The sequence below is a fragment of the Curtobacterium sp. 9128 genome (assembly GCF_007673775.1).
Taxonomy (GTDB): Bacteria; Actinomycetota; Actinomycetes; order Actinomycetales; family Microbacteriaceae; genus Curtobacterium.
Window position 1 is genome coordinate 472,517 of sequence record NZ_VEAF01000001.1, and the last position, 23,019, is coordinate 495,535.

Genomic DNA, 23,019 nt, shown 5'->3' on the forward strand with positions numbered 1-23,019 from the left:
GGTGTCCACACGGGCCCCGCGCCCCGCTGCCGTCAGGATTGTCCGGTGATCGTCGTCGTCGCGCCCGGACAGGGCTCCCAGACCCCCGGCTTCCTCGCCCCATGGCTCGAGGACGCCGCCGTCCGCGAACGCGTCGGGCAGTGGTCCGAAGCGATCGGCGTGGACCTCGCCCTGCACGGCACCGACTCCGACGCGGACACGATCAAGGACACCGCGCTCGCCCAGCCGCTCATCGTCGCCGCCGGTCTCGTCACCGCGGACGCACTCCTGGCCGACGGCCGCCGCTCGCTCGTCGGCGGTGTGGCCGGGCACTCGGTCGGTGAGTTCACCGCCGCAGCGGTCGCCGGGGTGCTGCAGCCGACCGACGCCGTCTCCCTCGTCGCCGCCCGCGGTCGCGCCATGGCCGACGCCGCCGCGCTCGAGCCGACCTCGATGGCTGCCGTCCTCGGCGGCGACCCGGACGAGCTGGCCAGCGCACTCGAGGCCACGGGTCTCGTCGCCGCGAACCACAACGGCGGCGGCCAGACCGTCGTCGCCGGTGCCGCCGACGCGATCGCCGCCCTCGCCGCCGACCCGCCGGCCAAGGCCAGGGTCGTGCCGCTCGCGGTGGCGGGTGCCTTCCACACCCGGTACATGGCCCCGGCGGTCGAGCGCGTCGCGCCCGTCGCCGCCGCAGCAGCGGTGGCCGACCCGACGCTGCCCATCTGGACGAACGCCGACGGGTCACGTGTCGACGACGGCCGCCGGTTCGTGGACCTGATGGTCGCCCAGATCGCCAGTCCGGTGCACTGGGACGCCGTCATGACCTCCTTCCAGGAGGCCGGGGTCACCGGGATCATCGAGCTCGCTCCCGCAGGGGCGCTCGTCGGACTCGCCAAGCGCGGCATGCGCGGCACGCCGTCGGTCGCGATCAAGACCCCCGAGGACCTGCCGGCCGCGATCGAGCTCCTCAGCACCTCGGAGGTGTCCGCATGACCGACGTGTCCACGCACGACGAGCCCGCCGTCCGTCCCGTCCTCGCGCAGCGCCGCGGGCACGAGTTCAGCCGCATCCTCGCCTTCGGCGCAGCCCGTGGCGCGAACACCGTCCCGAACGACGACCTCGTCGGGCCGATCGACTCGTCGGACGAGTGGATCCGCCAGCGCACCGGCATCGTGACGCGCATGCGCGCCGGGGCCGACGTCGAGGCCGTCGACCTCGCCGAGGAGGCCGCCCTCGAGGCGATCGCGAAGGCCGGCATCGCCCCGGAGCAGATCGGCGTCGTGCTGGTCAGCACCGTGACCCACACCGTGGCGACCCCGTCGATGGCGTCGCTCCTCGCCGAGCGCATCGGGGCCACGCCCGCGGCCGCGTACGACATCAGCGCCGCGTGCGCCGGCTACGCCTACGGCATCGCCCAGGCGGACTCGTTCGTCAAGTCCGGCATCGCCGACCACGTGCTGGTCGTCGGCGCCGAGAAGCTCAGCGACATCGTCGACCCGACGGACCGGTCGATCTCGTTCCTGCTCGGCGACGGAGCGGGCGCGGCGATCGTCGGCCCGAGTGACTTCCCCGGCATCGCGCCGACCATCTGGGGCTCCGACGGCTCCAAGTGGGACGCGATCGGCATGACCGCCACCTTCAACGAGTGGGAAGCGGGGGCCGCGCGGCCGACGATACGGCAGGCCGGTCAGACCGTGTTCCGCTGGGCCGTCTGGGAGATGGTCAAGGTCGCCCGCGAGGCGCTCGAGGCCGCCGGGGTCCGTCCCGACCAGCTCGCCGCGTTCGTGCCGCACCAGGCGAACATCCGCATCATCGACGAGTTCGCCAAGCAGCTCGGCATCCCCGACTCCGTGATGATCGCCCGCGACATCACGACCACCGGCAACACCTCGGCCGCGAGCATCCCGCTCGCCACGCACCGCCTGCTCGACGAGCACCCCGAGCTGTCGGGCGGCCTCGCCCTGCAGATCGGGTTCGGCGCCGGACTCGTGTTCGGCGCACAGGTGGTCGTCCTCCCCTAGCACTTCCCAGTCCCCCCGGCTGCAGGCACGGAACCACCCCGTGCCCTAGGCTGGTCCACGGTCAAACGACACCCCCCTCAAGGAGACACCATCATGGCCCTGTCCAACGAAGAAGTCCTCGCCGGCCTGGCCGAGCTGATCAACGACGAGACCGGCATCGCGACCGACACCGTGCAGTCCGACAAGTCGTTCACCGACGACCTCGACATCGACTCGATCTCGATGATGACCATCGTCGTCAACGCCGAAGAGAAGTTCGACGTGAAGATCCCGGACGAAGAGGTCAAGAACCTCAAGACCGTCGGGGACGCTGTCGACTTCATCGTCAAGGCCCAGGCCTGACACGTCCTTCCTGAGCGCCGTGGTCCGGCTCGACCCTTCCGGTCACGGGCCGCGGCGCTCTTCTCGTCCACCTCGGAAGAAACAAGTCGTTCCATGACCAACAAGACCGTCGTCGTCACCGGGATCGGTGCGATCACCCCTCTCGCCGCGACCGCCTCGGAGACCTGGGACGCCCTGCTCGCGGGCAAGTCCGGCATCACCAGGATCGAGGACCCGCGCTACGCCGAGCTCGAACTCCCCGTCGAGTTCGCCGGCCAGGCGCGGAACTTCATCACCGACCAGCTCACCCGCCCGGAGACCAAGCGGTTCGACCCGTCGTCGCAGCTGTCCCTCATCGCGGCGCGCGAGGCATGGGCCGACGCCGGCATCGACGACGAGACCGTCGTGCCCGAGCGCCTCATCGTCGACTGGGCGACCGGGATCGGCGGCGTGAACACGCTGCTCGACGCCTGGGACACCCTCCGCGAGAAGGGTCCGCGTCGCGTCCTGCCGATGACGGTGCCGATGCTCATGGCGAACGGCCCGGCGGCGGCGATCGAGATGGAGTTCGGCGCCCGTGGTGGTGCCCGCACGTACCTCTCCGCATGCGCCTCGTCCACCGAGTCGCTCGCCGAGGCCTACCGGCACGTCGCCACCGGCGAAGCCGACATCGTGATCGCGGGTGGCGCCGAAGCCGCCCTGCACCCGATGCCGCTCGCGTCCTTCGCCGCGATGCAGGCCCTGTCGCGTCGGAACGACTCCCCCGAGACCGCATCGCGCCCCTACGACGTCACGCGCGACGGCTTCGTGCTCGCCGACGGGGCCGCTGCCCTCATCCTCGAGACGAAGGAGCACGCCGAGGCCCGCGGCGCGAAGATCTACGCGGAGATCGCCGGCGCCGGCATCACCTCGGACGCGTTCCACATCACCGCTCCGGACCCGGAGGGCAGCGCGGCCGCCCGTGCCGTCCTGACGGCGCTCGAGCACGCCGGCGCCTCCCGCGACGACGTCGTCCACGTCAACGCGCACGCCACGTCGACGCCGGTGGGCGACATCGCGGAGTACCACGCGATGCGTCGGGTCTTCGGTGACCACCTCGACTCCGTCGTGGTCTCCGCCACGAAGGCCTCGACCGGGCACCTGCTCGGCGGTGCCGGTGCGATCGAGGCGATGTTCACGGTGCTCGCGCTGCACAACCGCGTGGCCCCGCCGACGATCAACCTCACCGAGCAGGACCCGGAGATCGTCATGGACGTCGCGACCGCGCCGCGCGAACTGCCCGCCGGTGACCTGCTCGCGGTCAGCAACTCGTTCGGCTTCGGCGGCCACAACGCCGTCGTCGCGTTCCGCTCGGTCTGACACCGCTCGGCCTGGAGGCCCGTCCCGCGTCAGCGGGGCGGGCCTCCGTCCGTCCCGTGGTCGCGCCCGGACGTCCGTCCGTCCGCTGGCCGGTCGGCGAAGCGTCCGTCCGCCGCCCTGCGCCGCCGCGGGTCAACCGACGCGGGTCAACCGACGCGGTGCAGCCAGACGACGGGATTGCCCTCGGCGGCGTGCCGGAAGGGCTCGAGTTCGTCGTCCCAGGCCTGCCCGAGCGCGAGCCGGAGTTCACGGTGGAGTTCGAGGGCGTTGCTGCCGGCGACCTCCATGGCGTAGCGCACGCGGTCCTCGGGGATGACCATGTTGCCCGTGACGTCGGTCTGCGCGTAGAAGACGCCGAGGTCCGGCGTGTGCATCCACCGGCCGCCGTCGGAGTCCGCCGTGGGTTCCTCGGTCACCTCGTAGCGGAGGTGCTCCCAGCCGCGGAGGGCAGACGCGATCGCGGCACCCGTCCCGACGGCACCGGTCCAGGTGTACTCGGTCCGACGCGACCCGTCCTGCGCCGGCTGATCCAGCCAGGAGAAGTTCACGGCGCGACTCATGGCGCGACCTGCTGCCCATTCGACATGGGGGCAGAGCGCGCGAGGAGAGGAGTGCACGTAGAGCACTCCTGACGCAGTCCCGGTCATGGTTCCTCCGATCATCAGGTGCGACTTCCCCATCGACCTGCGGAGGATCTCGTGGCTGGAACCATCGATATCCGATTGTGATGTCCTTGCAGACACGCCCATTATGCAGCGTCCCCGCTGGGAACGGCAAGGACGCGGGCAGGATCAGTGGAAGACGGCGCCGTCCCGATCGAGCGGGTGCCGCTCCCCCGCCGTGATCCGCACGGTCGTGCGGTTCTCCGGCGGCGGGATCGGGCACGCGTACTGGTAGGAGAACGCGCACGGCGGCAGGACGAGTTCGTTCCAGTCGAGCTCGACGTCGGACGGCTGGCCCGGGTCTGCGACGAACAGGAACCGGCCCATCGAGTAGCTGCTCTCGGCGTCGTCCTCGGGCAGCGCGGCGGTGCCGTCCTGGACGATGAGCTGCAGCCGCGCCGAACCGCCGAACGGCGCCGAACGGACCGCGAGGAGCTCCGTCTCCACGCCACCGACACGCGTCGCGATCGTCCCGGCGACCACGAGCGGATCGCCGGCGGCGTCGAGGACGGTGCCACGAGCCTCCAGGCCGACGACGTCCGCCGCGGGACGGAAGCGACCCGGAGCGACCCACGCCGACGACCGCGGGAACCGGTCGATGCGTCCGAAGCGGGCGATCGCCTCGGATGCCGGATCCCACACACGCAGGGTGTGCCCGGCGACGGTGCCGGCGAAGCCGTCCGGGAACGCGACGGTGGACGGCACGACGGCGTCGTCACCGGCCACCAGGACGCTCCCGTCCACGGGGACACCGTCGACGAGCACGCCGTCCTCGGCTGCGGCCGTCACGGTGAGACCGCCGACGGCCGGGGCCCACGACCCCGGGACCGGCCAGACCGTCTGTGGATGGTCGACCCGCTGGGCGTTCACGAGTGCGAGCGGACCGCGCGGGCTGACCGCCCAGCGGTCCCGCGGCGAACGTTCCTCGGTCATGCCTGCTCCTGGCGGGGGTAGATGACCTTCTGCACGATGATGATGACCGACGCGGCGATCGGGACGGCGACGAGGGCACCGAGGACTCCGCCGATCGTGGCGCCGGCGACCGCGGCGATGACGACGAGGGCTCCGGGGACCTGCACGGCGCGGGACATGATGCGCGGAGAGATCACGTACGACTCCACCTGCATGTAGACGAGGTAGTAGATCGCCGCGGCCAGGGCGGTCGCCGGTGACGCGAACAGGCAGAGCAGCGAGATCACCACGGCCGCCCCGAGGGTGCCGACGAGCGGGATCAGCGATCCCATGAAGGCGAAGGTCGCCAGGAGCACCGGGAGCGGTGCGCCGATGATGAGCAGCCAGACCAGGCTGAGGATGCCGTTGGTCGCGGCCTGGGTGATCTGCCCGACCACGTAGCGGCCGACCGACGAGGTGACCTCTTCGCTGACCTCGCGGAAGTTCTCGCGGCGGGACGCCGGGACGAAGCGGTACAGCATGCTCTTCATGCTGCGCATCGACGCCAGGAAGTACAGCATCAGGATCAGGACGATGAGCACGCCCGTCAGACCCGACAGGATGCCCGAGCCGACCGCCAGGATCCCGCCGCCGAGGCTCAGCAGGTTGCCGGGGTCCTCGGCGAAGGACTGCACCGACTGCAGCGCGTGGCCGAGGTCGAACGCTCCGGAGAGCTGCTTCGACAGGTCCTGCACCCACTGCTGCCTGGAGATGTCCTCGACGATGTCGGGGAAGTTCTGCACCAGGTTGGTGGCCTGCGTGACGACGATCGGCACGACCGCGAAGACGATGCCGACGAAGGCCCCGAGGACGACGACGACGACCGCGAGGATCGCTGCCCACCGCGGGACGTACCGCTCGAGGAAGGTGACGAGCGGGTCGAGGCCGAGTGCGATGAAGAGTGCGACGCCGATGTAGACGAGCACGGTCGACAGCTGACCGATGAGCGCGCCGGCGAGCAGCGCGACGAGGACGCCGATGCCGCCCATGAAGCCGATGCGGAAGGCGTTGACACGGACACCGGTGTTGGAGCCGGACGAGTCGAACGTGACGTTCGGCGTCGGGCCGTGGTCCTGGGTCACGGCGTCGTCCTGACGCCGCTTGCGAGTTGGGAGGTGCACGTGGGCCGAGCCCGCCTTTCGGATCTGCTGGGACCCGCGCCGGGGTGCGCGCTCGTCATCCAGCGCGGTCCACTCCCTGGGCGGGCCGATCTTGCTACGTGGGGCGGGCGGGACTCGAACCCGCGGATCGTTCCGTTATGAGCAGACTGCCTTGACCAGCTTGGCTACCGCCCCTCGTCGGCGGCCGAGGCCACCCGCTCCCCACGATACAGCGACTCGAACGTCGAGAGGGTGCGGTTGATGTCGTGTGCCTCGATCATCGCCAGGCTGCGCTTCCGCATCGCGACGTAGTCCTCGTCGGATGCGGTGAGGACCGCCTGGAGCTTCTCGGCGAGGTCCTGCTCCGACCCCGGCTCGAACAGGTACCCGTTGCCGTCGACGAGGTGCGGGAGCGCCATCGAGTTCGCCACGACGACGGGGAGGCCCGAGGCCATCGCCTCGAGGGAAGCGATGCTCTGCAGCTCGGCGGTCGACGGCATCGCGAAGACCGTGGCGTTCGTCAGGGTCCGGAACTTCACCTCGTCCGTGACGAAGCCGAGGAACGTGACCCGGTCCTCGATGCCGAGCTCCTTCGCGAGCGTGGTGAGCTTCGGGATCATCTCGCCGTCGCCGACGATCGTGATGCGGGCGAGCAGCTCGGCGGGCAGCAGCGGCAGCGCACGGAAGAGGACGTCGAGGTTCTTCTCGGGGGCCACCCGGCCGACGAAGACGATGTCGTTGACCGCCGGGCGACCTTCGCGGGCGACGTAGCGGGAGGCGTCGATGCCGCACGAGATCGCCAGCACCCGCTGCCCGGCGATCGCCTGGCGCAGGTAGTCCGCGGCGAGGTTCGTCGGCGTGGTGATCACGTCGGCCCGGCGGTAGGTCTGTGCGGCGTCGTTCCACGCGATCTTCAGCGCGATCGGCAGCGTGAAGCGTCCGAAGGGCGTGTACTCGAGCAGGTTCTCGGGCATGAAGTGGTTCGTCGCGATGACCCGGATGCCACGGTCGTGGGCTTCGCGGGCGACGCCGCGGCCGATGATGATGTGCGACTGGATGTGGACCACGTCGGGCCGCAGCGCGTCGATGATCGGCGCGACGTGCTTCCGGACCGTCCACGGCCACGCGAAGCGCAGCCAGGCGTGGAGCGGCCACTTGTACGACGGCAGCCGGTGCACGACGAGCATGACGCCGTGGTGCTCTTCCTCGTAGGTGCCGTGGTGACGGCCGGCGGCCGGCGCGATGATGTGGACCTCGTGGCCGCGTTCGGCGAGTCCGACGGCGAGCTGCTCGGTGAAGGTCGCTGCGCCGTTCACGTCCGGCGCGAAGGTGTCCGCTGCCATGAGGATGCGCAGCGGGCGTCCGGTGGGGGTGGCGTCTCCTGACACGGCGGGCGTCGTCCTCTCCTGGGCCTTCGACCGGTCCGTCGGTGTTCCGTCGGACCGGGGTGGGTCTGGGTCTGAAACGCTACCGTACGCCGCTGCGACGGCTCGTCCGCCGCGCGGCTGACCGTCCTGGTCCCTGCGGAGGACACCGTCGGCAGGGTGTCAGCGTCGCGCTTCCGGGTGGTACTTCGCGAGCATGAACACCCCGGTCACGGCGATCGCCGCGGCGACCACGAACCAGATCACGGCACCGACCGGTGCCCCGGCGGCTTCGCCGAGGACGATCACGCCGATCCCGACGGCGACGATGGGGTCGACCACGGTCAGCCCGGCGATGACGAGGTCGGCGGAGCCCGTCGAGTACGCGTTCTGCACGAAGTACCCGCCGAGCGACGCCGCCACGACCACACCGACGATGGCCAGGACGGTGAGCCAGTCGAAGGAGTGGTTGACGAACCGGTTCAGCGCCACCTTCGCCAGGGTCGCCACGAAGCCGTAGAGCACACCGGCACCGATGATGTAGTACAGCGCGTTCTTGTGCTTCGCGACGATCCGGAAGGACAGCAGCACGAGGACGAGCACGACCGCCAGGACGACGAGCACGGTGACGAGCTGCCCCCGGGTGATCGCGCTCTCGCGACCGACGAAGGCCGCGATCGCGACGAAGATGCCGACACCGATGATGCAGGTCCACACCGCGCGACGTGCACGCTGCCCGAGCGGGATGCCGGACGACCGCGACGAGAACCACGTCGTGATGACGAGCGCCACAGCACCGAGCGGCTGCACCACGATGAGCGGCGCGTTCGTGATGCTGATCAGCTGCAGGACCACTGCGATGCCGAGCATCAGCGTCCCGAGCACCCAGTACCCGCTGCCGAGCAGGGCCATCACGTGCCCGAGGCTGAGCCCCTTCGACTGTTTGCCGAGCTTCGCCTCGACGCGCTTCACCCCGCGGGCCTGGAACTGCGCTCCGAGCGACAGGAACACCGCCCCGATCAGGGCGACCGGGATCATCAGCGCCTGGAAGGGCGTCAGGTTGCTCACTGCCGCTGGCAGCTGGAGATCCGGCGTCACGCGTCGAGGGTATAGGACCGCTCCCGATAACCTGGGGGAATGGCCGTCCTCCCGATCCGGATCACCGGTGAACCCGTCCTGCACACCCGCGCCGACGAGGTCACCGACTTCGACGACGACCTCCGCACCCTGGTGGCGGACATGTTCGCGACGATGGACCTGGCGCCGGGCGTCGGGCTCGCGGGTCCGCAGGTCGGTGTCGGCAAGCGGCTGTTCGTGTACTCATGGACCGATGATGACGGGGTGCTCTGGCGCGGCGCAGCGGTGAACCCCGTCCTGTGGATCACGCCGGCCGAGCCCGAGTCCGTGGAGGAACTCGACGAGGACGAGGAGTCCGAGGGGTGCCTCTCGATCCCGGGTGACCGCTTCCCGCTCCGGCGGAGCGAGGGTGCCCTGCTCCGGGCCTTCGACGAGCACGGTGCGCCGTTCGAGATCGAGGCGCACGGCTGGCTCGCCCGGATCTTCCAGCACGAGTACGACCACCTCGACGGCGTCCTCTACGCGGACCGGCTGTCGCACCCGTGGTTCAAGCAGTCCGTGAAGTCGGTCAGGAAGCAGAGCTGGGGCGTCCCCGGCAAGACGTGGCTGCCCGGTCGCGACCACCCCGAGGGCTGAGACAGCGGCACGTCCGGCCCGGCCCGGCGCGACCAGCACACCCGGCCCGACCAGCACATCCGGCCCAGCCCGACCAGCACGCCCGGCCTGGTGCACCGGCTTGGAGGCCCGCCTCACCCCCGGTAGGCCGCGATCGCCTCCCGCAGGTGCTCCATCTCCGGGTGCCCCGGGCAGTACAGCGCCAGGCCCGCCGCTGCCGCCGCCTCCGCCGCGGAACCGATCGGCGTCGTCCACGGAGCCGTCCCGGACACCGCGCACGTCGCCGCGAGGTCCTCGAGCGAGGCGTTCCCGGCCGCAGCCTCGACGGCGGCCCGCTGCTGCGACGAGGCTGTCGTCCCCGTGACCCGCTCGGCGCGACAGTGGGTCCGCTCGTCCGCCCACACGGCCGCGTACGTCGTGTAGGTGGCCGAACCGTCCGGTCGTTCGCCGCCCGGACCCCCCTCGCACACGAAGGCGAAGACGATCGGAGCCCCGCCGGTCTCGTCCACCGCCGACGTCGGCGCGCGGTCCACGGACGCGTCCGGTTCCGGCGCGGCCCCGGCGGTGCAGCCGGCGAGCACCGCGACGACGACGGCCCCGAGTGCGGTACTCAGGCCGAAGCGCGATCGGACGCCGCGGAGACCCAGGCCGAGGAGCCCGCCGGCAGCGGGATCGACTCGACGGGGACGGCGCACCTGTGAACGCTAACAGCTTGCCGTTCCGAGGACGCTGACGATCCGCACGGCGACGGCGGACCACGCCGACGGCGGACCACGCCGACGATCGACCGGCCGACGGACACCAGCGCCACCCGGACGACGAAGAGGCCCCCACCCCGAAGGGTGAGGGCCTGACGCTCCCCGAGTTGGACTCGAACCAACAACCTGCCGGTTAACAGCCGGCTGCTCTGCCAATTGAGCTATCGAGGATCAGTTGCCGTCTCGGTCGGACCGGTCTGGACAACGGGTAACAGCATAGCAGGACAACGCCCGCGCACCGCGCATCGGACACGCACCCCGGGCGTGCCGCCCATCGGCGACTGGCCGATCAGTACCCGGCGGCCGGGTCCACGACCCCCACGAAGCCGGTCCCGGAACCGGACAGGAACGCGCGGACGTTCGCACCGACGCGCTCGGCGAGCAGCGGCGCGACCATCTCCGGCGTGTCGGCCTGGTGCGGCGTGACGACCGCGCCCGGCGTCGTCCACAGCGGGTGTCCGTCCGGCAGCGGCTCCGGGTCGGTCACGTCCACACCGGCACCGCCGATCTGCCCGGTCCGGAGTGCCTCGACCAGCGCGTCGGTGTCGACGAGCCCACCGCGGGCGACGTTCACGAGCCGGGCGGTCGGTCGCATGAGCGCGAACTGCGCCGGACCGAAGAGCTTCGCCGTGTCGGAGGTCATCGCGGCCGCGATCATCACGACGTCGGCGGACGGCAGAACAGCGTCGAGGTGGTCCGTCGTCACGGTGCGCGACGCCCCGGGGACCGGCGTGCTCGAGCGCCGGACGACGGTGACGTCGACCTCGAACGGGGCGAGCAGCCGCAGGTACTCGAGCGCGATCCCGCCGGCACCGACCACGAGCACCGACCGCCCGTACAGGGACACGCCCTCCTGCTCCGTCGCCCAGGACGTCGCACGTGCACGCTCGGGCAGCACCCGCAGCGTCGCGAGGGTCAGCGCGAGGGCGTGCTCCGCGACCGGCTCCGCGTAGGCGCCCTTGGCCGAGGTGAACAGGACGCGGTCGCCGTGCTCGGCGATGAGGTGCGCGAACGCGTCGACGCCGGCGAACGGCAGCTGCACCCAGCGGACGTCGGGAGCCGTCCGGAGCGCGGATGCGAGCCCGTCGGCGTCCCGTGCGTCGAGCCAGACGATCCCGCGGGTGTCGGCACCGAGTGGTCCGACCGTCCCACCGGCGTCGGACACGGCGGCGACGTGCAGGTCCCGCGGGTCCGGCAGGACCGCGACGGGCCCCGGCTCCGGTGGGGCCACCGGCAGCGGCGCTCCCTGGTCGGTCAGCACGGCACGGTGGCCACGGTTCGTCACGCGTTCTCCTGTCGATCGGTGCGGGGTCCGGCCCCGGCGGCGGCGGGTCGCCGCGGCGCCGAGGACCGACGCGGCCCACCGGCAGCAGCGGAACCCGCCGCACCGGTGCCGGCAGCACCGCCAGGTCGTCGCTTGACCGGCCGAGCGGCGGTCGCGGCGAGGGTCTTGACGTAGGGGTCGACGGGGCTGTCGAGCACCTCGTCGAAGGTGCCGAGTCCCACCAGGCGCCCCTCGCTCATCACGGCCACCCGGTCCGCAAGCGCACGGGCTTCGCGGAGGTCGCTCGACACGACGACCGCGGAGAACTGCCGGCCCTGCTGCAGGCTCGCCAGTGCCTCGAGCACGGACTGCCGGACGAGCACGTCGACACCGCGGGCGGGCTGGTCGGCGACGAGGAGCTGCGGTTCGAGCACGAGTGCCTGTGCGAGGGCGACCCGCTGCCGCTGCCCGCTCGAGAGCTCCCACGTGTTGAGGCGCATGACGCCGAGCGGCAGGTGTACGGCGTCGACGAGTCGCGCGACGATCAGTCCCGCCGCCTTCCGGTCGAACCGTCGGTCGCGGGCGTAGATGGGTTCGGCGATGGCCTCACCCACGGTCAGGTCGGGGCTGAGACGGTCGGCGGCGTCCTGCGCGAGGTAGCCGATCCGTCCGGTGAGTCGGGCGAAGCGCCGGGAGGACGCCCGCAGGCCGCGGGTCTTCTGCCCGAGCACCGTGAGCTCACCGCCGACGATGTGGCGGCGCTGCGCGCCCTCGCCCTCGCCGCGCGCGCCGAACTGGCCGGCGATGGTCGCGGCGAACGTCGACTTGCCGGACCCGGACTCCCCCAGGAGCGCCAGGATCTCCCCGCTGCGGACGGTCAGGCTGACGCCGTCGACCGCCCGGATCGGCCGGGCACCCGGCACGCGGTACTCGATGGAGACGTCGTCAGCGACCACCGCAGGTCCGTTGACCCCGATCATGGAACCCCTTCCGCGCCGCCCCTGGCGGCACAGCGCGGACGGAACGCGGCCGCGCATCGTACGTGGTGCAGTGGAGACCACCGACTGGAGGCGCGACCCGCGTCGTCGACGCTGGTCGGGCCTCCAGGACGGTCGGCCGGGTCAGGACCCGACGTGCTCCAGTTGCTCCAGCGTACGCCGTCGCTCCGCCTGCTCCGCCGGGTCCGGCACCGGGAGCGACGCCAGCAGGCGCTGCGTGTAGGGGTGCTGCGGGGCGCCGAGCACCTCGGCCGTGGTCCCGGTCTCGACCAGGTCGCCCCGGTACAGCACCGCGATCCGGTCGGACAGGGCGCCGACGACCGCCAGGTCGTGGCTGATGAACAACGACGCGAAGCCGAAGTCCTGCTGCAGCTCGAGGAAGAGCTCCAGCACGCGCGCCTGCACCGACACGTCGAGCGCACTGGTCGGCTCGTCCGCGATGAGGAGCTTCGGCCGCAGCGCCAGTGACCGGGCGAGGGACGCGCGCTGGCGCTGCCCACCGGACAGCTCGTGCGGGTACCGGTCGCCGTACGCCGCCGGGAGCTGCACGGCCTCCATGAGCTCGTCGACCTGCTTCCGGGCCGCACGCGGCGACGACGCCACCCCGTGCACGATGAGCGGCTCGGCGACGCACTCGGCGATCGTCAACAGCGGGTTGAACGACGTCGCCGGGTCCTGGAAGACGAACCCGATGTCCTTCCGCAGCCGCTTGAAGTCCCGCTCGCGGTACCCGAGCATCTCGGTCCCGAGGACCCTGAGCGATCCGCCGGTGACCTTCGTCAGCCCGGCGATGGCCCGCCCGATCGTGGTCTTGCCCGAACCCGACTCCCCCACCAGGCCGAGGACCTCGCCGGGTCGGATCGCCAGGTCGACGCCCTTGACCGCCCGGAACGCGGGTGACCCGAGGCGACCCGGGTACTCGATCTCGAGGGCCCGCGCCTCGACGACGGGTTCGACGTCCTCGGCGATGATCGCGCGGCGGGCGACGCCGGTGCTCGCCTCGAGCCGGGGCACCGCCGCGAGCAGGCGCTTCGTGTAGTCGGCCTGCGGGGCGCTGAAGAGCTCGGCGACCGGCGCCTCCTCGACGATCTCGCCCTGGTACATGACGGCGACGCGGTCCGCGAGGTCCGCCACCACGCCCATGTTGTGCGTGATGATCACGATCGCGGCCCCGAACTCGTCGCGGCAGCGGCGCAGCAGGTCGAGGATCTCGGCCTGGACCGTCACGTCGAGCGCGGTGGTCGGCTCGTCCGCGATGATCACGCTCGGTTCGAGCGCCAGCGCGCTCGCGATCACGACACGCTGCTTCTGCCCGCCGGAGAACTGGTGCGGGTAGTGGTCGACCCGGACCTCGGGGTCGGGGATGCCGACGCGGCGCAGGTAGTCGATCGCCTTCGCGCGGGCCTCCTTCTTGGACATGCCGCCGTGGGCGCGGAGGCCCTCGGCGATCTGCCACCCGACCGTGAAGACCGGGTTCAGGGCCGTCGAGGGCTCCTGGAACACCATCGCGCCGGCGGTCCCGCGGAGTTCGCGGAGACGCTGCGCCCCGACGGACACGACGTCGGTGCCGTCGAGCATCACCGCGCCGCCGAGCGTCGCGGTCTCCGGCATGAGGCGCAGCATGCTGCGCGCCGTCACGGACTTGCCGGAACCGGACTCGCCGACCAGGGCGAGCACCTCGCCGGGTCGGACGTCGATGCTGACGCCCTTCACCGCGTCGACGGCGCCGCCGTCGGTGGCGAAGGTGACCGTGAGGTCGTCGACGACGACCACCGGCTCGTTCCGTGCTGACTGGAGGCTGTCGGTCGCGTCGGTCATGCTGCTGCCCCTTCCGCTGCGGTCGCCGAGTCACGCGTGGAGACCAGCTGCTTGAGTCGCCGGCGCGCACGCAGGCGGGGATCGGAGATGTCGTTGAGGCTCTCGCCGACGAAGGTGACGCCGAGGACGAGCACCACGATCGCGACACCCGGGTAGACGCCGGTCCACCAGACGCCGGATGCGACGTCGGACAGCGCACGGCTGAGGTCGTAGCCCCACTCGGCACCGGCGGTCGGGCCGATGCCGAACCCGAGGAACCCGAGTCCGGCGAGCGTGAGGATCGCGTCACTCGCGTTCAGGGTGAGGATGAGCGGCAGGCTGCGCGTCGAGTTGCGGAGCACGTGGCGCGTCATGATCCGCCACGGGTTCGAACCGATCACCCGGGCGGACTCCACGAAGGCGTCGTTCTTCAGCCGGACCGCCTCCGCGCGCACCACGCGGAAGTACTGCGGGACGTAGACCACGGTGATCGAGATCGCCGCGGCCGTGATGCCGCCGTAGTAGCTCGAGTTGCCCCCGGAGACGACGATCGAGACCACGATCGCGAGCAGCAGCGACGGGAACGCGTAGATCGCGTCCGCGACGACGACCAGGATCCGGTCGAGCCAGCCGCCGATGTACCCGGAGACCATGCCGAGCAGGACGCCGACGATGATCGACACGACCACGGCGACGATGACGACGAGCACCGCGGTGCGGGCGCCGAACACGACGCGGCTGAACACGTCGAAGCCGCCGACGGTGGTGCCCCAGATGTGCTCGGGGCTCGGCGCACCGGTGCGGGGGAAGCTCGCGCCGTCCGCGGACTGCAGCTGGCCGAAGCCGTACGGGGCGATGAGCGGTGCGAAGACCGCGACCAGCAGGTACACGGCACAGATGACGACGCCGGTGATGAGCATGGCGCGCTGCCAGCCGGTGCTGCGGCGGAGCTGGACGACGACGGGCAGGCGCTTCCAGAGCGGCTCGTGGCGGTCGACGAGGGACGAGTCGGTCATCGTCAGAACCTCACTCTCGGGTCGATCAGGGCCGCGACGACGTCGACGACGAAGTTGGTCACGGCGACGATCACCGCGAGGATCGCGACGATGCCCTGCACCGCGACGAAGTCACGGGCCGACAGGTACTGGTTCAGCTCGAAGCCGAGGCCGCGCCACCCGAAGGTGGTCTCGGTGAGGACGGACCCGCCGAGGAGCATCGCGATCTGCAAGCCCATCACGGTGATGATCGGCACGAGAGCGGGACGGAACGCGTGGGTGCGGACGAGCCGCGACTCCCGGACACCGCGCGAGCGGGCCGCGTCGACGTACTCGGAGCCGAGCGAGCCGATCATGTTCGCCCGCACCAGGCGGAGGAAGATGCCCGCGGTGAGGAGGCCCAGGGTCAGGGCCGGCAGGACGGCGTGCAGCAGCACGTCGCCGATGATCTGCCCGTTGCCGGTGCGGAGCGCGTCGATGATGTAGATGCCGGTCGCGCCGGGGACCTGGTCGAGTGCGAGCTCGACGCGCGTCGATGCCCGGTCGCCGAGCGGCAGCCACCCGAGCCAGACCGAGAAGACGAGCTTCATCAGCAGACCGCCGAAGAACACCGGCGTGGCGTAGGTCAGGATCGCGAGTGCCCGGAGCAGCACGTCCGGCCACTTGTCGCGGAGGTACGCGGCGAGCATGCCGAGCGGGATGCCCAGGACGAGCGCGACAATGAGCGCGTAGAAGACGAGCTCCGCGGTGGCACCGCCGTACGTGACGATGATCTCGGTGATCGGTCGGTGGTCCGTGGCCGTCGTGCCGAAGTCGCCGCGGGCGATGTTCCCGAGGTACTCGAGGTACTGGACGATCACCGGGCGGTCGTACCCGGCGGCGTGCAGGCGTTCCTGCAGCTGCGCCTGGGTCAACCGGCCGCCGACCGACGCGACGATCGGGTTCCCGATGATGCGCATCAGGAAGAACACGAGCGTCACCAGGATGAAGACGGTCGGGAAGATGAGGAGGAACCGGATGAGGACGTACCGGCCGAGGCCACCGCCGGACTTGGCACTGCGCTGTGCCGCCGGCTTCGTGGGCTCGGTGTCGATCGCCTCTGGGGTCGTGAGGGTCACTGGGTGGGTGCCTTTCGGGGCTGTGCGGCCGAGAAGGGGGCGTTCCGGTGTCGGAACGCCCCCTCCGGGGTGGTGCTTACTTGCTCAGCGTGGCGTAGCGGAACTTGAACGACGCGTCGAGCTTGAGGCCCTTGACGTCCTTCGAGGCGACCGCCACGGACTTGCCCTGCAGGAGCGGCAGCGTCGAGATCTGCGTCGCCTCGCGCTCCTGGGCCTGCTCGATCAGGTCAGCGCGCTTGGACGGGTCGGACTCGGCCTGCTCCTTCGCGATGAGGTCCTGGATCGTCGGGTCGTCGTAGTGGTTCTGCACGAAGTTGTCCTTCGTGAAGAACGGCGACAGGTAGTTGTCGGCGTCCGAGAAGTCCGGGAACCACCCGAGCTGGTACTCCGGGTACGAGTCCTTCGTGCGCTCCTGGGCGTAGGTCGTGTAGACCGTCGACTGGATGTTCACGGTGAACAGGCCCGACTTCTCGAGCTGCGTCTTGAGGAGCGCGTACTCGTCGTCCGAGGCCGAGCCGTAGTGGTCCGGCGCGTACTGGATGTCGAGCTGCACCTTGCCGTCGACGCCGGCGTCCGCCAGGGTCTTCTTCGCCTTGTCGACGTCCGGAGCCCCGCTGCCGTTGCCGTACATCGACTTGAACGGCGTCGACGCACCGGTGAGGCCGTCCGGCACCATCGAGTACAGCGGCGTGTACGTGTTGTTGTAGACCTCCTTGGCGAGCGCGTCACGGTCGACGACGTCCGCCACGGCCTGCCGCACAGCGAGGGCCTTCGTGTCGCTCGCGTCGGACTGGCCGGTGCCGAAGGGCTGCGACTTGAAGTTGAAGACGAGGTAGCGGATCTCGCCGCCGGGGCCGTCGGTGACCGTGAGCTTGCTGTCCTTGCGGAGCGAGGCGATGTCGGTCGGCGTCAGCGAGCGGTACGCCACGTCGACGTCGCCCTTCTGCACGGCGAGCTTGAGGTCGGTCTCCTTGGTGTAGTAGTTGGCCGTCACCTCGTCGGTCTTCGCCTTGCCGAGCAGCCCGTCGTACTTCGGGTTGGCCTTGTACTGGATGAGCTGGTTCTCCTTGTACGAGGTGATCTCGTACTGCCCGGCGAAGGCCTTGCCCTTGACGATGTCCGCGGCGGGGGTGAGCTTGTCGGCGGAGAAGACCTGCTCGTCGACGATCGGACCGGCGGGGCTCGAGAGCACCTGCGGCCAGGTCTGGTCGGCGTGGTCGAGGTTGAACACCACGGTGGTCGCGTTCGGCGTGTCGATGCTCTTGAGGTTGGCGAGCAGGGACTGCGGGCCGTTCTCGTTGTTGATCTTGAGCTCACGCTCGAACGAGAACTTCACGTCGCTGGAGTCGAGCTTGTGGCCGTTCGCGAACTCCAGACCCTTCTTGAGCGTCACCGTGTACGTCGTCGGGTCGGTGAACTCGCCCTTCGTGGCGATGTCCGGCTTGACGTCGGGGCTGCCGACGGGGGTGTTCATCAGGAACGGGAAGACCTGGTTCTGCACGGCGAAGGAGCCGTTGTCGTACGAGCCGGCCGGGTCGAGCGACGTGATCGAGTCGGTCGTGCCGATGATCAGGCCGTTCAGGTCGGTCGTCGAGCCGCTGCCGCCGGCGCAGCCCGTGAGCACCAGCGCCGTCGCTGCTGCTCCGGCGCCGAGCGCGATGGTGCGCTTGCCCCACGTGGCCGTGCGCTTGTGGAACATGGATGCCATGTCCGATGCCTCTCTGGTGGTGGTTGCAGGAACCCCGGTGCCGGCGGGTGGAACCGCTGTGTGCCGGTCCGGGCTGTTCATTGAGAGACACCATGCCACGGAAGTCCGCGCGGCGGGGCCGATTTGTTTACACCGCTGTAACGCAGGAGTGGTGCGCGTGCCGCAAGATGCGCTCGTGCCCAGCGGCGCGCCGCACACGAACGTTGCGTGCCGCAACACTTGCGTGCGCGGGGTCGCGCGGCGTCGTGCTGGCCGTCAGGGGCCCGGACGGGTCGTGACACCCCGCGTGCGGATGCCGAGTGGGCACGAGCCGTCGCTCCCGCGGCGCCCGGACGACGGTCTGTGACCGTTCGGCGGCACCTGACGAGGTGTCGCGCCCGCCTGCGGTTCCGACGGTCGGGTCAGGACGCCTCAGCGTCGGCGCGGAGCCGCATGCGCTGCGCGTCGATGTCGACGAGCTGCCGCTGGATGTCCCCACGCCGCTCGGGGTCGCCGTTCGGGTCGGCACGCTGCAGCTGCCCGAGGAGGGACGCCTTGCGCGCGAGCAGGTCCCGCTCCACCAGGGCCACGACGATGCCACGGCAGTAGATCGCGAGGTCCTCGTCGTTCCGCGCGGGGATCGGCGCGAGGGCGAGCTCGGACACCAGGCCCCGGACCGGCGCGGGCACGTCGGCGGTCAGGCGGTCGAGCCAGTCGGACCGGCCGAGGGCGTCGACGTTCGCCACGACGGCGTCCCGGACGACGGCCAGCATCGGCGCGGAGAACGTCGCCGCGGCCGCGAGGCCGAGGAGCGGCGCCCCGACGGAGGTGGGCTGCTGCACCATCGCCATCACCGCGTCGCGCTCCATCCGGGTGATCGGGTCGTTCGGCAGCGACCGGATGCCGGCGACGGGCTCGTCGAGCGGCGCCACCATCTGTCCTCCTGGACCGGCCTGGCCGACCGGGACCGCACCGCGGCCGTGGTCCGCGGACGCCCGGGACCTGGCGCCCTCGACCGCACGGCGGACGTCGCCCATCTCCATGCCGAGCCACCCGGCGAGCTCGCGGACGTAGCCCTGCGTCAGGGAGCGGTCACGGATGCCGGCGAGCACGGGCGCCGCCGAGCGGAGCGCGGCCACGCGGCCCTCGACCGTCTCGAGGTCGTGGCCGTCGAGCGTCCGACGGATCATGAACTCGAACATCGGCCGCTTGTTCGTGACGAGTCGGCGGATGGCGTCGTCCCCGCGGGCGAGCCGCAGGTCGCAGGGGTCGAGTCCACCGGGAGCGACGGCGACGAACGTCTGCGCGGCGAAGCGCTGCTCCTCGGCGAACGCCCGGGACGCCGCACGCTGACCGGCCTCGTCGGGGTCGAAGGTGAAGACGACCTCGCCGTTGGCGTTCGGGTCGGCACCGCTGACGTCCCCGAGCATCGGACGGAGGACCTTGATGTGGTCGACGCCGAACGACGTGCCACACGTGGCGACCGCGGTGGTCACCCCGGCGAGGTGGCAGGCCATCACATCGGTGTAGCCCTCGACGATCACGACCTGCTTCTGCTTCGCGATGTCCCGCCGGGCGAGGTCGAGCCCGTAGAGCACCTGGCTCTTGTGGTAGATCGGCGTCTCGGGGGTGTTGAGGTACTTCGGGCCCTTGTCGTCCTCGAGCAGCCGTCGGGCGCCGAACCCGATCGTGGCACCGGTGACGTCGCGGATCGGCCACATGAGGCGGCCGCGGAACCGGTCGTACGGTGAGCGGTCCCCCTGGCTGACGAGTCCGGCGGAGACGATCTCCTCCATCGTGAAGCCCCGACCCGTGAGGTGGTCCTTGAGCGCGTCGTACGACTTCGGCGCGAACCCGACACCGAAGTGCTGCGCGGCCGCGGGGTCGAACCCGCGCTCCCCCAGGAACCGGCGCGCGGGGTCGGCCTGCGGCGTGGTGAGCTGCGCGACGTAGAACTGCTGCGCTGCCTCGTTCGCGGCGATCAGCCGCGCGCGGGTGTTGTAGTCGGTACGCGGCCCGTCGCCCTCCTCGTAGTGGAGCGTGAAGCCGATCTTGGCGGCCATCCGCTCGACCGCTTCGGAGAAGGTGGTGTGGTCCTGCTTCATGATGAAGCTGAAGACGTCGCCGTCCTCGCCGCACCCGAAGCAGTGGTACCGGCCCACCTGGGGTCGGACGTGGAACGACGGGGAGCGCTCGTCGTGGAACGGGCAGAGCCCCTTCAACGACCCGACCCCGGCGGACTTGAGCGTGACGAAGTCACCGACGACGTCGGCGATGTTCACGCGTGCGCGGACCTCGTCGATGTCGTTCCGCGCGATGAGTCCAGCCACACGACGATCTTAGTTCGCGGCGCCGACGGCCCAGACCGTGCCGCCCGACCAGCGATCCGGCCGACCGACGGCCCAGACCGTGCCGCCCGACCAACGATCCGGCCGACCGACGGCCGCGACCGTGCCGCCCGACCAAGAGCCAGGCCAGACCGCCGGCCCGGACCGCGCCGACGTCCCCGGCCGCTCAGACCGCGATGTGCACCGCTTCCCGCTCGCCGACGACCAGGCGCCGGTGCCACGCCAGGGCTCCCTGGTCGGTCAGGCTGGCGACCTGGTCGACCACTGCACGGAGTCGCCCGTCGTCGTCGCCCGCAGACCGCCAGTCCGCGGCGAACCCCGGCTCGAGTGCGGCGTCCTCGCGCGCGGCGACGGCGTCGAGCAGCTCCGTGAGCAGGCGACGCTGGTCCTCGTACACCGGCTGTCGATCGCCCTGGGTCATCACGAACGCGGCCACGATGCCCTTGAGCACGGCGATCTCGCCGATGATCTCCGGTGGGGTGACGACCGACGCGGCGAACCGGACGAGCGACCCGGACGCGTACGCCTGCCGGGTGGCGCTCGTGGCGGTCCTGGCGAAGCGGCCGATGAGCTGCGACGTGAGGTTCTTCAGCCGTGCGGCGTCCTGCCGTGAGCCGTCGTAGGACGTCATCCACAACGGCAGCGACCGCAGCCGGTCGAACGCCTCGAGCAGTTCGTCGCGGCTGAGGTCGTCGCCGACCCAGGCGTGCATGGCGGAGACGATGTCGTTCTCACCGACGCGGTCCCCCAGCGCCGCGACGTCGATGAAGCCCGCGACGACGGCGTCCTCGAAGTCGTGCACGGAGTACGCGATGTCGTCGGAGAGGTCCATCACCTGCGCCTCGATGCAGCGCTGTCGGCGGGGTGCCCCGGCGCGGAGCCACTCGAACGCGTCGTGGTCGTCGTCGTAGAACCCGAACTTGGTGCGCCCGGAGGACGCCTCGCCGACGCCCTGGGACGCCGGCCACGGGTACTTGCACGACGCGTCGAGCGAGGCGCGGGTGAGGTTGAGCCCGTACGCCCGGCCGTCGTCGCCGTACACCTTCGGTTCCAGGCGGGTCAGGAGCCGCAGGGTCTGTGCGTTCCCCTCGAACCCGCCGATGTCCGCGGCCCACGCGTTGACGGCGGTCTCCCCGTTGTGGCCGAACGGCGGGTGCCCGATGTCGTGGGCGAGGCACGCCGTGTCCACCACGTCCGGGTCGAGCCCCAGCGAGTCGGCGAGCTCGCGGCCGACCTGGGCGACCTCGAGCGAGTGCGTCAGGCGGTTCCGGGCGAAGTCGAGACCGGTCGTCGGACTGAGGACCTGGGTCTTCGCGGCCAGGCGACGGAGGGCACTCGAGTGCAGCAGGCGTGCGCGGTCGCGGGCGAAGTCACTGCGGCGGTTGCCGTGTTCCTCGGGCAGCCAGCGGTCCGCGTCGGCCGGCCCGTACGAGCTCGTGGCGCTCATCCGCCGCTGTGGTGCAGCTCGGCGGCGGCGAGGACCTTGCGGAACTCGGAGTCGACGTCACGGCTCTCGAGCCAGCGGTCGGGCAGCGCCGTGCGCTTCGGGTGACCGGCACGACCGCGGGGACCCTCGGCGTCGGCGCCCGGGTACGGCGCCGCGGCGTCGAGCTGCCCGAGCAGGTCGTCGATCTCCTGCAGGCTCGACGCCATCGCGAGGCCGGAGCGCACGTCGCCACCGATCGGGTACCCCTTGAAGTACCAGGCGACGTGCTTCCGGACGTCGCGGCAGCCGTGCTCTTCCGATCCGAAGAACTCGACCAGGAGCTCGGCGTGCCGACGGAAGCCGGCAGCGACCTCCCCGAGGGTCGGCATGTACCGCAGTCCCTCGCCGCGGAACGCCGCAGCGAGGTCGCCGAACAACCACGGCCGACCGAGGCAGCCACGTCCGACGACGACGCCGTCGGCCCCGGTCTCGTCGACCATCCGGAGCGCGTCCGCGGCGGACCAGATGTCACCGTTGCCGAGCACCGGGATGTCGGTGATCGTCTCCTTCAGCGTGGCGATCGCCGACCAGTCGGCGTGGCCGGAGTAGTGCTCGTTCGCGGTGCGGGCGTGCAGCGAGACCGCGGCGACGCCGGCGTCCCGCGCGATGCGGGCGGCGTCGAGGTAGGTGAGGTGGTCGGCGTCGATGCCCTTGCGCATCTTGACCGTGACGGGGACGTCACCAGCGGCGCGCACGGTCTTGGTCACGAGCTCGCGGAAGAGGTCGAGCTTCCACGGGAGCGCGGCGCCACCGCCCTTGCGCGTGACCTTCGGCACCGGGCACCCGAAGTTGAGGTCGATGTGGTCGGCGCGGTCCTCGGCGACGAGGATCGTGGCGGCCTCGGCCACGGTGTTCGGCTCGACGCCGTACAGCTGGATCGACCGCGGGGTCTCGGACTCGTGGTGCTGGATGAGCTGCATCGAGACCGGCGTCCGCTCCACGAGGGCGCGGGACGTGATCATCTCGCACACGTACAGGCCGGCGCCGTACTCGCGGCAGAGCCGGCGGTACGCCATGTTCGTGATGCCCGCCATCGGCGCGAGCACGACGGGCACGTCGACCTCGATCGGGCCGATGCGCAGGGGCTTCCGGGGAGCTTGAGTGATGGTCATACGG

Annotated in this window: 20 protein-coding genes and 2 tRNA genes; 5 read left to right on the forward strand and 17 right to left on the reverse strand. The window is 71.0% G+C overall.

The features are described 5' to 3' along the window. Positions 1–45 precede the first annotated feature (45 nt). The 4 genes from FS641_RS02235 to FS641_RS02250 all read left to right on the forward strand — a co-directional run bounded on the left by FS641_RS02235 (position 46) and on the right by FS641_RS02250 (position 3,683). Entirely contained in the window at positions 46–975 is a 930-nt protein-coding gene (locus FS641_RS02235) for an ACP S-malonyltransferase (RefSeq protein WP_144759237.1), read from the forward strand. Next, the gene (locus tag FS641_RS02240; protein WP_144759239.1) at positions 972–2,003 is read left to right on the forward strand and encodes a beta-ketoacyl-ACP synthase III; all 1,032 of its coding nucleotides are present in this window, start codon (positions 972–974) and stop codon (positions 2,001–2,003) included. The genes FS641_RS02235 and FS641_RS02240 overlap by 4 nt, the downstream gene beginning before the upstream one ends. A 93-nt stretch (positions 2,004–2,096) precedes the next feature. Continuing rightward, complete coding sequence (locus FS641_RS02245) at positions 2,097–2,345, forward strand: acyl carrier protein (RefSeq protein WP_071275967.1); 249 nt, start codon at positions 2,097–2,099, stop codon at positions 2,343–2,345. A gap of 93 nt (positions 2,346–2,438) precedes the next feature. Continuing rightward, positions 2,439–3,683 (forward strand): beta-ketoacyl synthase, encoded by a 1,245-nt coding sequence (locus FS641_RS02250; protein WP_144759241.1) that lies wholly within the window; start codon positions 2,439–2,441, stop codon positions 3,681–3,683. Between the two features lie 146 nt (positions 3,684–3,829). Here FS641_RS02250 and FS641_RS02255 read toward each other — a convergent pair whose 3' ends face one another. The 6 genes from FS641_RS02255 to FS641_RS02280 form a co-directional block, all read right to left on the reverse strand. Next, the gene (locus FS641_RS02255; protein WP_144759243.1) at positions 3,830–4,330 is read right to left on the reverse strand and encodes a DUF3145 domain-containing protein; all 501 of its coding nucleotides are present in this window, start codon (positions 4,328–4,330) and stop codon (positions 3,830–3,832) included. A 144-nt stretch (positions 4,331–4,474) separates the two neighbouring features. Further along, complete coding sequence (locus FS641_RS02260) at positions 4,475–5,278, reverse strand: DUF1684 domain-containing protein (RefSeq protein ID WP_144759246.1); 804 nt, start codon at positions 5,276–5,278, stop codon at positions 4,475–4,477. Continuing rightward, the gene (locus FS641_RS02265) at positions 5,275–6,378 is read right to left on the reverse strand and encodes an AI-2E family transporter (protein WP_144759248.1); all 1,104 of its coding nucleotides are present in this window, start codon (positions 6,376–6,378) and stop codon (positions 5,275–5,277) included. The genes FS641_RS02260 and FS641_RS02265 overlap by 4 nt, the downstream gene beginning before the upstream one ends. 138 nt (positions 6,379–6,516) lie before the next feature. Then, positions 6,517–6,591 (reverse strand) — tRNA-Ile (locus tag FS641_RS02270). Continuing rightward, positions 6,582–7,784 carry a glycosyltransferase gene (locus FS641_RS02275; RefSeq protein WP_313957789.1) on the reverse strand — a complete coding sequence of 401 codons (1,203 nt, stop codon included), beginning with the start codon at positions 7,782–7,784 and terminating at the stop codon, positions 6,582–6,584. Before FS641_RS02275 ends, FS641_RS02270 begins: the two co-directional genes overlap by 10 nt. Positions 7,785–7,943: 159 nt before the next feature. Next, the gene (locus FS641_RS02280; RefSeq protein ID WP_186317536.1) at positions 7,944–8,858 is read right to left on the reverse strand and encodes a multidrug DMT transporter permease; all 915 of its coding nucleotides are present in this window, start codon (positions 8,856–8,858) and stop codon (positions 7,944–7,946) included. Between the two features lie 39 nt (positions 8,859–8,897). On the opposite strand from FS641_RS02280, the gene def reads away from it, so the two are divergent. Beyond that, complete coding sequence (gene def, locus FS641_RS02285; RefSeq protein WP_144759251.1) at positions 8,898–9,473, forward strand: peptide deformylase; 576 nt, start codon at positions 8,898–8,900, stop codon at positions 9,471–9,473. A gap of 113 nt (positions 9,474–9,586) precedes the next feature. On the opposite strand, the gene FS641_RS02290 is transcribed toward def, so the two are convergent. The 11 genes from FS641_RS02290 to dusB form a co-directional block, all read right to left on the reverse strand. Next, on the reverse strand, positions 9,587–10,147 hold the full coding sequence (locus FS641_RS02290) for a hypothetical protein (RefSeq protein WP_144759254.1): 561 nt from the start codon (positions 10,145–10,147) through the stop codon (positions 9,587–9,589). Between the two features lie 161 nt (positions 10,148–10,308). After that, positions 10,309–10,381 (reverse strand) — tRNA-Asn (locus tag FS641_RS02295). A gap of 118 nt (positions 10,382–10,499) precedes the next feature. Then, positions 10,500–11,495, reverse strand: a complete 996-nt coding sequence (locus FS641_RS02300) for a D-isomer specific 2-hydroxyacid dehydrogenase family protein (RefSeq protein ID WP_144759257.1) — start codon at positions 11,493–11,495, stop codon at positions 10,500–10,502. Further along, entirely contained in the window at positions 11,492–12,454 is a 963-nt protein-coding gene (locus FS641_RS02305) for an ATP-binding cassette domain-containing protein (protein WP_222122033.1), read from the reverse strand. Before FS641_RS02305 ends, FS641_RS02300 begins: the two co-directional genes overlap by 4 nt. Positions 12,455–12,595: 141 nt before the next feature. Continuing rightward, positions 12,596–14,290: an ABC transporter ATP-binding protein gene (locus FS641_RS02310; protein WP_144759260.1), complete on the reverse strand. Its 1,695-nt coding sequence runs from the start codon at positions 14,288–14,290 to the stop codon at positions 12,596–12,598. Further along, positions 14,287–15,285 carry an ABC transporter permease gene (locus FS641_RS02315; protein WP_144759263.1) on the reverse strand — a complete coding sequence of 333 codons (999 nt, stop codon included), beginning with the start codon at positions 15,283–15,285 and terminating at the stop codon, positions 14,287–14,289. Before FS641_RS02315 ends, FS641_RS02310 begins: the two co-directional genes overlap by 4 nt. A gap of 2 nt (positions 15,286–15,287) precedes the next feature. Then, positions 15,288–16,358, reverse strand: a complete 1,071-nt coding sequence (locus FS641_RS02320) for an ABC transporter permease (RefSeq protein ID WP_260855659.1) — start codon at positions 16,356–16,358, stop codon at positions 15,288–15,290. Positions 16,359–16,458: 100 nt separating this feature from the next. Then, the gene (locus tag FS641_RS02325) at positions 16,459–18,090 is read right to left on the reverse strand and encodes an ABC transporter substrate-binding protein (protein ID WP_186317537.1); all 1,632 of its coding nucleotides are present in this window, start codon (positions 18,088–18,090) and stop codon (positions 16,459–16,461) included. Positions 18,091–18,491: 401 nt separating this feature from the next. Beyond that, positions 18,492–20,399: a DNA primase gene (gene dnaG / locus FS641_RS02330; protein WP_144759269.1), complete on the reverse strand. Its 1,908-nt coding sequence runs from the start codon at positions 20,397–20,399 to the stop codon at positions 18,492–18,494. A gap of 184 nt (positions 20,400–20,583) precedes the next feature. After that, a complete protein-coding gene (locus FS641_RS02335; protein ID WP_144759272.1) occupies positions 20,584–21,864 on the reverse strand; it encodes a deoxyguanosinetriphosphate triphosphohydrolase in 1,281 nt (426 codons plus the stop codon). Further along, entirely contained in the window at positions 21,861–23,015 is a 1,155-nt protein-coding gene (gene dusB / locus FS641_RS02340; protein WP_144759275.1) for a tRNA dihydrouridine synthase DusB, read from the reverse strand. Before dusB ends, FS641_RS02335 begins: the two co-directional genes overlap by 4 nt. Positions 23,016–23,019 lie beyond the last annotated feature (4 nt).

Excerpts from the sequence above, each read along its gene's own strand:
- FS641_RS02240 (WP_144759239.1), top strand. The coding sequence starts at position 972 with ATGACCGACGTGTCCACGCACGACGAGCCCGCCGTCCGTCCCGTCCTC.
- FS641_RS02245 (WP_071275967.1), top strand. The coding sequence starts at position 2,097 with ATGGCCCTGTCCAACGAAGAAGTCCTCGCCGGCCTGGCCGAGCTGATC.
- FS641_RS02250 (WP_144759241.1), top strand. The coding sequence starts at position 2,439 with ATGACCAACAAGACCGTCGTCGTCACCGGGATCGGTGCGATCACCCCT.
- FS641_RS02255 (WP_144759243.1), bottom strand. The coding sequence starts at position 4,330 with ATGACCGGGACTGCGTCAGGAGTGCTCTACGTGCACTCCTCTCCTCGC.
- FS641_RS02260 (WP_144759246.1), bottom strand. The coding sequence starts at position 5,278 with ATGACCGAGGAACGTTCGCCGCGGGACCGCTGGGCGGTCAGCCCGCGC.
- def (WP_144759251.1), top strand. The coding sequence starts at position 8,898 with ATGGCCGTCCTCCCGATCCGGATCACCGGTGAACCCGTCCTGCACACC.
- FS641_RS02305 (WP_222122033.1), bottom strand. The coding sequence starts at position 12,454 with ATGATCGGGGTCAACGGACCTGCGGTGGTCGCTGACGACGTCTCCATC.
- FS641_RS02310 (WP_144759260.1), bottom strand. The coding sequence starts at position 14,290 with ATGACCGACGCGACCGACAGCCTCCAGTCAGCACGGAACGAGCCGGTG.
- FS641_RS02315 (WP_144759263.1), bottom strand. The coding sequence starts at position 15,285 with ATGACCGACTCGTCCCTCGTCGACCGCCACGAGCCGCTCTGGAAGCGC.
- FS641_RS02325 (WP_186317537.1), bottom strand. The coding sequence starts at position 18,090 with ATGGCATCCATGTTCCACAAGCGCACGGCCACGTGGGGCAAGCGCACC.
- FS641_RS02335 (WP_144759272.1), bottom strand. The coding sequence starts at position 21,864 with ATGAGCGCCACGAGCTCGTACGGGCCGGCCGACGCGGACCGCTGGCTG.
- dusB (WP_144759275.1), bottom strand. The coding sequence starts at position 23,015 with ATGACCATCACTCAAGCTCCCCGGAAGCCCCTGCGCATCGGCCCGATC.